This window comes from Alcaligenes faecalis, from assembly GCF_009497775.1.
In the GTDB taxonomy this organism is placed as follows: domain Bacteria; phylum Pseudomonadota; class Gammaproteobacteria; order Burkholderiales; family Burkholderiaceae_B; genus Alcaligenes; species Alcaligenes faecalis_D.
The window spans coordinates 3,535,535-3,546,115 of the sequence record NZ_CP031012.1; the positions used below are offsets into that span (position 1 = coordinate 3,535,535).

Genomic DNA, 10,581 nt, shown 5'->3' on the forward strand with positions numbered 1-10,581 from the left:
TAAGCGTTTAAGCACTACCGATCGTGACGGCGACACGCATTATGCAGCCAAAACACGATAGCAATTAATCTGAAACGATAAAGAGATACAAGCGCTGACAAAACCGCATCCCTGCTAGACCAAGCTGGCACAGCAAGTATAAAAGCGGCTATCTGAACCTTATATGAACAGCGTTTTCAGCCGAAGTTGCAACGGGCCAGCCTGAAGGGGATATCAACCGTCACGGCCTGCGGTTTCAATTGATTGTCTTGCTGCACAAAGCGTATCCAGATGACGTAGCGGTTGGCGCTCATTTCCGGATAGATGCACGCACCGGCGTCCACCCACACTCGCAGCAACTGGAAGGTCTTGCCTGCCAGCATTTCTTGATAGGAACCGTCACGAGCCAGTTGATCAGCCGAGTCGCCCGACTGACGCAGCAGGCGCAAAATCAGGGCCAGACCCTGATACAGCGGCAGGAAAGACTCCGACCAGCGGCGCAGATCCTGAACACGATCCGTATCGGAGCGCTGTTGCCAGGAATAATAAGACGGCATGTCCACCTGGGACGTACCACCGGGCACAGCCACCCGGCCCCGCAAACTGGTCAGCCATTCATTGTCGCGCAGGCCCTGCCCCACCCGTCCTTGGGCGGACAGATCAGCGGCCGCACGTACAATTTGTTCAATCATCTTGTCCAGCGCTTGCAGCTGAACACCGGGGTGTTCGCGCAGCGCAGCCAGCGCCACGCGCTGACGCTCCAGGTCTTGAAGAACGGCAGAACGCAAATCGGTCCGATCTGCGATGTCCAGCAAATCAAACAAAGTCGCTACAGCGATCTGATGCGAGTACGCATCCTGGTTGGCTGAAAAATGAAACAGCCTATCGAACAAATATTCGACTCTCAGTAAAGCCCGGACACGCTCATTGCAGGGGTATTCGTATAGAGTCACGCGTTTAAAAACCTTTTTTTGTCGACTGGAGGGTCAGACACGTCGTGTTGTCAGGCAGCCAAGGCACACCAGCGTTGGTGTACTGCCCGCGCCCGCTCTTCCAACAAGGGCAAAGTCGTCTGCCCGTCATTCAGAACCACGTCGTCGGCCACGTCCAGGCGCTGTTGACGTTGCGCCTGTGCTGCCATGATACGTTCAATTGTGGCCACTGCCAGCCCGTTACGCTTCTGTACGCGCTCGATCTGGGCCGCTTCATCACAATCTACAACGCAAATCCGGTCCACGCGGTCGCGCCATCGTCCTGACTCCACCAGCAAGGGTACAACCACAACAAGATAACATCCTTGCGCTTTCAAGGTCTGTGCTTTTGTTACGTTCCAAATCAGGGGATGAATGATCGCTTCCAGCCTGTGGCGGGCATCGGGATCGGCAAACACACAGGCCCGCATCCAATCCCGGTCCATGGAACCATCTGCTGCCAAAGCATCTACACCAAAGGCGGCACGAATCGGCTCAATGGCCAGGCCACCGGGCGCAGTCAGTTCATGCGCGATAACATCCGTATCCACGACGGCCGCCCCCCAGGAGGCAAAAAAATTGGCCACCTGGCTTTTGCCCGATCCAATTCCACCGGTCAGCCCAATCGTCAGCATGCGCAATCCACGGATAAAAAACAAAACTGTAACGTACCCGCGCCAATCCTCCTACCCTGAATAGACCTGATACTGTCCCGCCGCCCCTGGTCTAGCGTAGAATTCAGCTATCAACCAGTCCACGGAAGCCCGCCATGTCTTTCACCAAGATTTCTCCCCTGCGTTCCCTTACCTTGCTTTCGGTCGTTTTGCTGGCGGCATGTGCCCAGGCACCCGTTCAGCCAGCCCCCAACGAGGGTCGTGACTCCACCCAGAAAGACGCCCTGCGCCAGGCGCAAGGTAGCGGCAACGCCCGTGCTCCATCGCAAATCAATTTGGGCTTTGGCAACCAGGAAGGCCTGCACGCCATTACACCGGCCCGCGCCGAACAGCCTGCCGCCCAGGCAGATCGCAGCGTTCCCGAACTGGCCGAACCCAAAACCTTCCTGGGTACCCTGTCCTGCCCGCCACAAAGCGGCGCTTGCGAGCCCTACAAAATCAGCGTGACCCTGGCTCCAGCTGGCCAATGGCGTATGCGCGCCACCCCGGTAGGCGCGGGTCAGGAACACCACAAGAGTGGTTGCTGGGTTCCAATCGGCACACAGCCCACCCGCATCGCCCTGCTGGCCGAGAACGACTCGACCCTGGCAGACCTGAGCTTTGTGAACAACAACGTCTTGCGCATCAACACGTTCAACCAGCAGCGCCCCACGCTGGAAAGCCACATGACCCGCCAGGCCGACCTGGACCCGGTCAACGAACTGGACGGCAAGGCCACCCCAGCCTGCCGCTAAGCTAAGGCACAGACAGGCCGCCTACCAGGCTGGGCGGCAACACATCCCGCAGGCCCGGCTCGCTGAACACAAAGCGAGTCAATTCAACCGCATTGCGCACGCGTAACTTCTGAAAAACGCGTGCCCGATGCGCTTCCACCGTACGCTGGGAAATCTCCAATTCAGCCGCAATCACCTTATTCGCCTTGCCAATGGCGATATAAGACAGCACGTCGCGCTCGCGCGGAGTCAGACTTTCAAACAGCACAGAGGCGGGCAGATGACTATTCAATACCATGTCAGTCTCGTATATCTGTACCAGGCGAACAGGCCGCCTGCGATGTGAAAAGTTAACCATAGACAGAGTTTGTCATTTTAGGCAGTGACTACGCGACTGTTAACTTATACGGGATGTTTTTGTCACGGGACTAATATAGAGACGAGAATTTCAATGCGCCGGAAAACAGCCATTTCAAGCGACAAATTGGCGATAAGCACAGGCAAAACTAGCCCCCTATCACCCACCCAAAACGCATCAATCACCTAGGTCAAACTCACCTAGCGGGCAGGCACGAGCACAAAACCCCACCCATAAACTGCCAACAAAGCTGGCAATCTACGGCTATGAGCCACTCTGGCGCGCGGCTCAGGGGGACGGCGATTCAGACTGCTTGCCGCGGGCGAGAGATAGCGTAGGGAGGCAAGCACCCTGCTGTTTGACCCCGACGCTTGTACTTGGTCCGGGGGACCAAGTACCGGGTGAGTTCAGGGTGCGCCCGGAGCTATCTCTCGACAAGGGCACCGGTGCGCAGCACCGGCAAGTAGTCAGCCGTCCCCCTGAGCCGCGCGCCAGAGTGGCGTCTTACTGAATGCATCCATGGCATGAATAGGCACAAGGTCGCTACTACTAACAACCAGAAAACCAGAAAACCAGACGCAGACTTACAAAGCCCCCCCCCCTGCAGACATAAAAAAAGCACAGTAAAAACTGTGCTTTTCTCACCAAACAACACAAGAAATCAGGCTTTGACCATTTCCAGGTTGTCGATCAAGCGTGTCGCGCCTAATTTGGCTGCGGCCAATGCCACCAAAGGTTCACCGGCAGCAATTTGCTCTTCGGTCGGTTCCAGCAGGTCCGACTGACGACGCAAGGCCATATAGTCCACCTTCCAGCCCAGATCCGTCATTTTCTTGGTCGCGTAAGCCTCGATCTCCTCGCGGCTTTGACCTTGCTGCAAACGCTCATTCATTTCCTGCAGCGCGTAATAAATCTGTGGAGCCTGAGCGCGTTCCTCTGGACTCAAATAGCGATTACGCGAAGACATGGCCAAACCATCCTCTTCCCGCACCGTCTCGTGAGCCAGAATTTCCACCGGCAACTGGAACTGGCGCACCATCTGGCGCACCACCATCAGCTGCTGATAATCCTTCTTCCCGAACACGGCCACACGCGGCTGCACACAGGAAAACAGCTTCAGCACAACCGTACACACGCCTTCAAAGAAGTCAGGACGGAAGTGGCCTTCCAGAATACGACCCAAATGATCAGGCGGGTTGACGCGGAAGCTCTGTGGCTCGGGGTACATCTCGCGCTCCGAAGGAGCAAACAAGACATACACATCGCGCTCCTGTTCCATCTTGGCCGCATCTTCCTGCAAGGTACGTGGGTAACGATCAAAATCCTCGTTAGGACCAAACTGCAGGCGATTCACAAAAATACTGGCCACCACCGGATCGCCATGCTGGCGAGCCAACTTCATCAAGTCCAGGTGAGCTCGATGCAGATTCCCCATGGTTGGAACAAATGCCACGCGTGTCTGGCCCTGGAGCTGATCGCGCAGTTCTTGGATGTTATGGACGACTTTCAAAAAATTCTCCGCTACGGAATAAGATCAGGCCCATCGGCCTGCGCTCGAATATAGGTCAGGCGCAAATAAATAGGAGCGTAGGGCTCGGCCTGCGTAATTTCAAGCAGTGACTCTCGTGCCAATTCCAGCATGGCCAGAAAATGCACGACAAGCACCGCCGCCGGATCACCCTGATCCAGGCGTTCATTAAACAGCTCAGTAAACTCCATGAAGCGCACATGCTGCAAACGTCGCAGAATCTGGCTCATGTGATCGCGCACCGACAACTGCTCGCGCGTAATCTTGTGGCTGGCATTGAGCTTGGCACGTTTCAGGATACCCAGCCAGGCTTCGCGCAAATCATCCGCATTCACTTCCGGCGGAATGGCCTCAATAACCAGTTCGGCCTGGGCATTGGCCAGCAGATAGTCGCGCCCCATCAAGGGCAGCTCGTCCAGACGACGCGCGCCTTCCTTCATGCGCTCGTATTCCAGCAGACGGCGCACCAGTTCGGCACGCGGGTCATCCACCTCTTCACCTGTATCCGCGCGTCGCACCGGCAGCAACATGCGGGATTTAATCTCGATCAGCAGCGCGGCCATCAAGAGATATTCACCCGCCAGCTCCAGATTGGTGGCGCGGATCTGCTCCACATACGCCAGATACTGCCCGGTGACCTGAGCCATCGGAATATCCAGCACATTGAAGTTTTGCTTGCGGATCAGATACAACAACAGATCCAGCGGGCCTTCAAAGGCGTCCAGAAACACTTCCAGCGCATCGGGCGGAATATACAGATCCTGGGGGATCGCAAACAGCGGTTCACCATAAAGACGCGCCAGCACATCCTCGGGCTGAGGAGCTGGCGTATCCACAACAGTCTGCTGTGCGATCTCAGTCACAGGCGCAGGTGTACAGATTTAGTTGTTTTCGTAGTACACGTAAGGTTTCTGAGGCGTGCGAGCAGCCTTGTAACCGTCTTGCAGTTCCTGATCAATCTGCTTGTCCCACAGACGATAGCGGCCTTCGCGCTGCCGTGCTTCGGTATCCGCATTCTGATCTTTATACTGTTTAAGAAACTGGGTAATTTCGGATTCGAAATTCTTTGCCATAATACCTGTACGCCTAAATAAATTGGATAACAGAAAAGTTTGAGTTTACTGCACCGCACACCAGAGAGTTCGCCGCATGGCATCTGAACAGACCGAAGCCGCCAAACCGGCGACCATGTCCCCTCAAGAGCGTCGAGCCATACGCATCATTCCCTACATTGTGGGATGTGCATTGTTCATGCAAATGCTGGACTCTACGGTTGTAGCCACTGCCCTGCCCACGATGGCCTTGTCGCTGGATACCAGCGTCATCCGCATGAATACCATCATTACCAGCTACCTGCTGGCTGTGGCCGTATTCGTTCCTATCAGTGGATGGGCTGCAGACCGCTTTGGTGCGCGCAAGGTGTTCCTGGCCGCCATTCTACTCTTTACCGCCAGTTCTGTTGCATGTGCCCTGTCCCAGACCCTGTCGCAACTCATCATTTCCCGCGTGATACAAGGCATGGCGGGGGCCATGATGGTGCCGGTGGGACGCATTATCTTACTGCGGCGCGTCCCCAAAGATGAGCTTTTAAGCGCCATGGCGGTGCTGACCTTGCCCGCCTTGCTGGGCCCCATCATCGGCCCGCCTGTGGGTGGTTTTTTAGTCACGTACGCCAGCTGGCACTGGATCTTCCTGATCAACATCCCCGTCGGTGTGCTGGGCATTGCCCTGGTGCTGCGCTATATCCGCGAAGACTACCCCACCGAGCGCCCGCCTCTGGACTGGCTGGGCTTTATCCTGAGTGCCATCTGTCTGGCCACTTTGGTAACCAGCTTCGAGAATGTAGGCCACGGCACCCTGGGCTGGGATACGCTGGGCTGGCTGACATTGGCTGGGCTAGTCGCTGGCGCATGGTACACCTGGCACTCGCGGCAGGTTGCCTACCCGATTATTGATTTGTCCCTGTTGCGCACCAAAACCTTTGCCATTTCCGTGCTGGGCGGCAATCTGTGCCGTTTCTCGCTAGGCGCTGCGCCATTTCTGTTGGCCATCATGCTGCAAACCAACTTTGGCATGAGCGCATTATCGGCGGGTCTGATCACCTTTACCGGTGCCATTGGTGCCTTGGGCATGAAACTGGTGGCCCCTCCCATCATCCGACGCTACGGCTTTCGCAAGGTACTGATCGTGAATGCCTGGCTGACGGGCTTGTTCATCGCCCTGTGTGCCATGTTCCAGGCCACCACGCCCATGTGGCTCATGATTGCCGTCCTGACCGCAGGCGGTTTCTTCCGCTCCCTGCAGTTCACCGCAGTCAACACCCTGACCTACGCCGACCTGGAATCCGAAGCCATGAGCCAGGCCAGCAGTTTCGCCGCCATGGCGCAGCAATTGGCCATCAGCCTGGGGGTAGCATGTGCGGCGGTAACGCTGAATGTCAGCATGGCATTGCGCGGAGCCAGCAGCGTGGAGACCCAGGATACGATCTGGGCCTTTCTGATCCTGGGTGCGATTACAGCGATATCGAGTCTGTCTTTTGCCCGGCTGTCAGCCAGTGATGGGGAGTCGCTGCAGAAGAAGTAGGTCCGAACGGTTTTATAGCTCGTCAGGCATGTTGCACAGCTCATCAGTCCGCATGCCTGTGCAGGCACATGATCTATTAGCAGAGCTACGAAAAGAACTCAAAACGCCTGCGTGACTGACTCAGCATCCCGGCTTTCTGAATAGACACGCCCAACTCAGCCGCACGTATCGTGATGCGTTCGTGCAAGGCCTCCAGATCTTCATAAGCCCGCTCATGTAATGCCTCCGCGACGACCAGCACCGTATCTGACTCTTTGGAGACCACGGACTGAGCCCCCTGCCGAAAGACCCAGCGACGTGAGTGCGCATGGTTGGCCTCATCGGCAAACACAATCTCGTCTGCTGTTGGATGTTCGACCTCACCCTGAAAGGTTCGGTAGATCTCCGTGCCATCCGCAGGCCGAACTGTGATGCCTCCAGAAATATGGGCGCAGTCAAATGCCGCAATCGGAATGGCTGCCTGCATGGACTCTGCGTTCAAGATATCGATCAAAGGATGAAAGCCAGGCAGGTGCCCGTCTTTACGAAAGCGACGCAGCAATGCTTCAACCGCACAGCGGTATTGGGTCGGCTTCATGCCCATCTGGGAATAAGCCTGACGCCAGGCCTGAATAGACGGGAGCTCACTCTCCGGCCCCTGCTCCAGCAACTGGCTAACCCTCGTGAATGTGCTGTTCAGGGCATCGTTTTGTAGCTCGGCTGCCCTCACCCCTTGTAAAACCAGGACCAATGCCGTCAGCCCCGGAAAGCGGTTCCACACAGTGTCAGAATGATGGAAGTACATGGTATGCAAGGCACCTTTCGCCAATTGAAAATGTGAAATACAGGCAAGCACACTGCCTATTGCGTCAGTACAGTTCGTGCTCGGGTTCGCACCGGGAAGGTCAACACAAAAATGGCAAGAATAACCGTGGCGACACCCACAATCTGTACCCACCCAATCTGCTCCCCTAAAACCAGCGCTGCCAGGGTGACGGCTGTCAAAGGAGCCACCGCCGTAAATACAGACGCTTCGCTGCCACTGACTCGCGCCGCCCCGCCATACCACAGCAAAAACCCTGCAACGGTAGGGACAAGCGCATACCAAACCACTGCACCTATCGCTGCGGTATCTGGCATGGAAAGCGGTAACTCAAGTAAAGCAAAGGGCAAGGACACCAGCAGGCCCAGACCTGTCATTGTGGTGGCTTGCAACAAAGGCCGCAGCGGCACAGGGATGCGCTTGTTAAGCAAAATGAATGCGCTCTCGCAAACCACTGCCCCCAGGATGTACAACATGCCAATCGACGAACTCGGGCCGGTTCCTTTCCAGGCCACTGCCATGACACCCAGGGTCGCCAGCACGACGCTGATCAGCAGCCTCAGCCCTGGCCGCTCGCTCAGGACAATCACGGAGAAAAGCGCAGACACAGCAGGCAATGTGCCGATGATCACGCCCGCATCAGCCGCCGACAAATGGGACAAGCCTGCTATCAGTAAGGTCGTATAGCCAACACTGCCCGCCCCGGCCTGAAGCAGCAACAGAACCCAGTCCCGGAACAACAGCTTGGGCCACCGCTCTCGCTGCCAGAACACCAGAGCAAGAAAAACCGGCAAGGCAAGGGCAAAACGAAGCGCCGTTGCCAAAAAAGCAGGCATGTTGCCAGCGATCAGTTTGGAGGCAATGACAGTCGATCCAACCGTCATCATGGCCAAGGACAACAATACATATCCAAGTGTGCGACTTGACATCTTTTCCTCTAGGACGCAAATCAATTCACGTAATAACCTTGGCATTTAATAGTATTGATCAAGAAAAATCTTGAACGATATTGCAAGGAAACAGGAAAACCGCAGACATCAAGAGGGAGCACTATTTCTTTAATAAAAACAAAAATAGAAAACGACTAGAATGATCATTTCCCCATTCATCCAGGAACACGAAGTGTGTTCTTAGACAAGGAAAGGAAATGTCCCAAATGAAGGTCAGTAGACAATTCAAAGCGAGGGTATGCGGGCAGACAGATATCGTCGCTGTTGAAGCGATGTCCAGCCAATCGTTTGGTCGGCATACTCATGATCAGTTTGGGATAGGGGTGGTAGTCAGCGGGGCCCAGGACTCAGCCAGTGGCCGTGGTCAGGTACGAGCGACCAACGGCAACATGATTACCGTCAACCCCAATGAAGTTCACGATGGAAGACCCGTAGAAGGCAAGGCAAGAACCTGGCGCATGCTGTATCTGGACCCAGAGCTGATCGCCCAGTTTGCCCAGTCCATGGGGCATAGCGCCGGGGTGGAGTTTATCCACCCTGTTCTTGGCGACCCCTCGGCGGTCATGGCATTCAAGCGCCTGTACGCGGCATTAACCGATCCAAGGCGCGAGCCCAAGCAAGGATTGATAGATGAAATTGCAGAGCAGGAGCTTTTTCAGATTCTGGTGCCACTGCTTGGAAATACTCAGCCCACGGAAGCGGAGATTCTGTCTGCCGAGTTAGCCAGAGCCAAAGCTCGTCTTGATGCTCACCCGGAAATCCCGGTCTCGCTGAATGAACTGGCAACGGAAGCCGGTTTAAGCCGATTCCAATTTCTAAGGGCGTTCAAGGCGGTGACGCAATTGCCGCCTCATGCGTATCGGCTACAGCGTCAGCTGCAAATGGCGCGCCGCCTGATCATGCAAGGACACACCTTGCTGCAAGCGTCTCTTTTATCGGGTTTTGCAGATCAAAGCCACTTAACACGCCATTTCGTCTCCAGTTATGGCCTGACGCCCGGCTCCCTCTCTCAATCTCGCAAAATGCAGTATTTTCCGGCGCTAAAGTAATTGAAGAGAATTCGATAAGTAATTCAAGACGACAAATCAGGAATCAATAATTTTGATAATTTATTTTATTGAAAAAAAGAAACCTGATCGGCAATAAAATCAATCTGGAAAAATAAATAATAAGGAAGCCAATTTAAATCGGCTTATCCTCATCCTCCAGCAACATCACCAGCTTGCAGTCCGGGCGTATTGCCAGGCGAAAGGTAAATTGCTGAAAGCGGCGCACGCCCTGGCTGGGGTGTCGGAAATCCCGCAAGCCCCCTTCCCGCTCCACCACGGTCTGGCGTCCCCACCAGAAAGCAAATACCTGGCTTTGATGCGCCAGCTCCTGGATCAGAGCCTGTACATCGGCTTCATCGGCATGGGCGCCTACGTCGGCGCGGAACTCGGCCACGACGCGGCTGGCGCGCTGTTCCCAGTCCACCACCAGCTCACGCGCTGCCGGGTCCAGGAAGATATAGCGCAGTAGATTGGGCTGCTCACTACGATCAGGCCAGCCATCGAACAAGCCCAACAAGGCTTCGTTGCGAGCCAGTACGTTCCAGCTGCGGTCCAGAATATAAGCCGGGGCGGAGATGCTATCAACGCAGGCGCTCAAGCCTTGCGGCAAGGGTTGAATATCACCCTGCCAATGCTCGGGATCGGCGCAGTCGGCCAGTTCAAACAGGTAGTGGCGCTCGGCTCTGGCCAGTTTCAGGACAGTTGCCAGGCGGGCGCAGACGGTGGGAGACACGGTAACGTCGCGACCCTGCTCGATCCAGGTGTACCAGGTGGTGCTGATATCGCACAGCTGAGCCACTTCTTCACGACGCAGGCCAGGAGTGCGACGGCGCACGCCGGGAGCCAGGCCCAGGTCTACAGGCCGGATGCGTTCCCGCGCGTGACGCAAGAAACGCCCCAAAGCCTGACGCCGGGTTTGGGATGCGCTCTCGGCGCCGCCCGGATTAGCCCCTGTTGACCCCGTCGTTCCCATA

The 10,581-nt window shown here is 55.9% G+C and carries 12 protein-coding genes; 3 read left to right on the top strand and 9 right to left on the bottom strand.

From position 1 onward, the window contains the following. Positions 1 to 176 precede the first annotated feature (176 nt). The gene (gene zapD / locus DUD43_RS16295) at positions 177 to 932 is read right to left on the bottom strand and encodes a cell division protein ZapD (RefSeq protein ID WP_153231102.1); all 756 of its coding nucleotides are present in this window, start codon (positions 930 to 932) and stop codon (positions 177 to 179) included. Between the two features lie 50 nt (positions 933 to 982). After that, positions 983 to 1,585, bottom strand: coding sequence for a dephospho-CoA kinase (gene coaE, locus DUD43_RS16300; protein WP_153231103.1), 603 nt, complete (start codon positions 1,583 to 1,585; stop codon positions 983 to 985). Between the two features lie 134 nt (positions 1,586 to 1,719). Between coaE and DUD43_RS16305 the strand changes: the two genes are divergently transcribed. Beyond that, positions 1,720 to 2,358: a hypothetical protein gene (locus DUD43_RS16305; protein ID WP_153231104.1), complete on the top strand. Its 639-nt coding sequence runs from the start codon at positions 1,720 to 1,722 to the stop codon at positions 2,356 to 2,358. A gap of 1 nt (position 2,359) precedes the next feature. Here the strand turns inward: DUD43_RS16305 and DUD43_RS16310 are convergent, their stop codons facing one another. From DUD43_RS16310 to DUD43_RS16325, 4 genes are all read right to left on the bottom strand, one after another. After that, on the bottom strand, positions 2,360 to 2,635 hold the full coding sequence (locus DUD43_RS16310) for a response regulator transcription factor (protein WP_045929611.1): 276 nt from the start codon (positions 2,633 to 2,635) through the stop codon (positions 2,360 to 2,362). A 721-nt stretch (positions 2,636 to 3,356) separates the two neighbouring features. Next, entirely contained in the window at positions 3,357 to 4,205 is an 849-nt protein-coding gene (gene panC / locus DUD43_RS16315) for a pantoate--beta-alanine ligase (protein ID WP_153231105.1), read from the bottom strand. Between the two features lie 11 nt (positions 4,206 to 4,216). Next, positions 4,217 to 5,059: a segregation and condensation protein A gene (locus tag DUD43_RS16320; protein ID WP_009458739.1), complete on the bottom strand. Its 843-nt coding sequence runs from the start codon at positions 5,057 to 5,059 to the stop codon at positions 4,217 to 4,219. Between the two features lie 45 nt (positions 5,060 to 5,104). After that, positions 5,105 to 5,296, bottom strand: coding sequence for a DUF3460 family protein (locus tag DUD43_RS16325; protein WP_042486589.1), 192 nt, complete (start codon positions 5,294 to 5,296; stop codon positions 5,105 to 5,107). Positions 5,297 to 5,372: 76 nt separating this feature from the next. Here DUD43_RS16325 and DUD43_RS16330 point away from each other — a divergent pair, with 76 nt between their 5' ends. Continuing rightward, positions 5,373 to 6,806 (top strand): DHA2 family efflux MFS transporter permease subunit, encoded by a 1,434-nt coding sequence (locus DUD43_RS16330; protein WP_153231106.1) that lies wholly within the window; start codon positions 5,373 to 5,375, stop codon positions 6,804 to 6,806. An 85-nt stretch (positions 6,807 to 6,891) separates the two neighbouring features. Here the strand turns inward: DUD43_RS16330 and DUD43_RS16335 are convergent, their stop codons facing one another. Beyond that, complete coding sequence (locus tag DUD43_RS16335) at positions 6,892 to 7,590, bottom strand: B3/4 domain-containing protein (RefSeq protein WP_153231107.1); 699 nt, start codon at positions 7,588 to 7,590, stop codon at positions 6,892 to 6,894. A 56-nt stretch (positions 7,591 to 7,646) separates the two neighbouring features. Next, positions 7,647 to 8,537 carry a DMT family transporter gene (locus DUD43_RS16340; protein WP_153231108.1) on the bottom strand — a complete coding sequence of 297 codons (891 nt, stop codon included), beginning with the start codon at positions 8,535 to 8,537 and terminating at the stop codon, positions 7,647 to 7,649. A gap of 227 nt (positions 8,538 to 8,764) precedes the next feature. Between DUD43_RS16340 and DUD43_RS16345 the strand changes: the two genes are divergently transcribed. Continuing rightward, entirely contained in the window at positions 8,765 to 9,607 is an 843-nt protein-coding gene (locus tag DUD43_RS16345; protein ID WP_228125973.1) for an AraC family transcriptional regulator, read from the top strand. Between the two features lie 133 nt (positions 9,608 to 9,740). Here the strand turns inward: DUD43_RS16345 and DUD43_RS16350 are convergent, their stop codons facing one another. After that, the gene (locus DUD43_RS16350) at positions 9,741 to 10,580 is read right to left on the bottom strand and encodes a helix-turn-helix transcriptional regulator (protein WP_153231110.1); all 840 of its coding nucleotides are present in this window, start codon (positions 10,578 to 10,580) and stop codon (positions 9,741 to 9,743) included. Position 10,581 lies beyond the last annotated feature (1 nt).

Coding starts and splice junctions, on each gene's coding strand:
- DUD43_RS16340 (WP_153231108.1), bottom strand. CDS start 8,537: ATGTCAAGTCGCACACTTGGATATGTATTGTTGTCCTTGGCCATGATG.
- DUD43_RS16325 (WP_042486589.1), bottom strand. CDS start 5,296: ATGGCAAAGAATTTCGAATCCGAAATTACCCAGTTTCTTAAACAGTAT.
- DUD43_RS16310 (WP_045929611.1), bottom strand. CDS start 2,635: ATGGTATTGAATAGTCATCTGCCCGCCTCTGTGCTGTTTGAAAGTCTG.
- DUD43_RS16335 (WP_153231107.1), bottom strand. CDS start 7,590: ATGTACTTCCATCATTCTGACACTGTGTGGAACCGCTTTCCGGGGCTG.
- DUD43_RS16305 (WP_153231104.1), top strand. CDS start 1,720: ATGTCTTTCACCAAGATTTCTCCCCTGCGTTCCCTTACCTTGCTTTCG.
- DUD43_RS16350 (WP_153231110.1), bottom strand. CDS start 10,580: ATGGGAACGACGGGGTCAACAGGGGCTAATCCGGGCGGCGCCGAGAGC.
- DUD43_RS16330 (WP_153231106.1), top strand. CDS start 5,373: ATGGCATCTGAACAGACCGAAGCCGCCAAACCGGCGACCATGTCCCCT.
- coaE (WP_153231103.1), bottom strand. CDS start 1,585: ATGCTGACGATTGGGCTGACCGGTGGAATTGGATCGGGCAAAAGCCAG.
- DUD43_RS16345 (WP_228125973.1), top strand. CDS start 8,765: ATGAAGGTCAGTAGACAATTCAAAGCGAGGGTATGCGGGCAGACAGAT.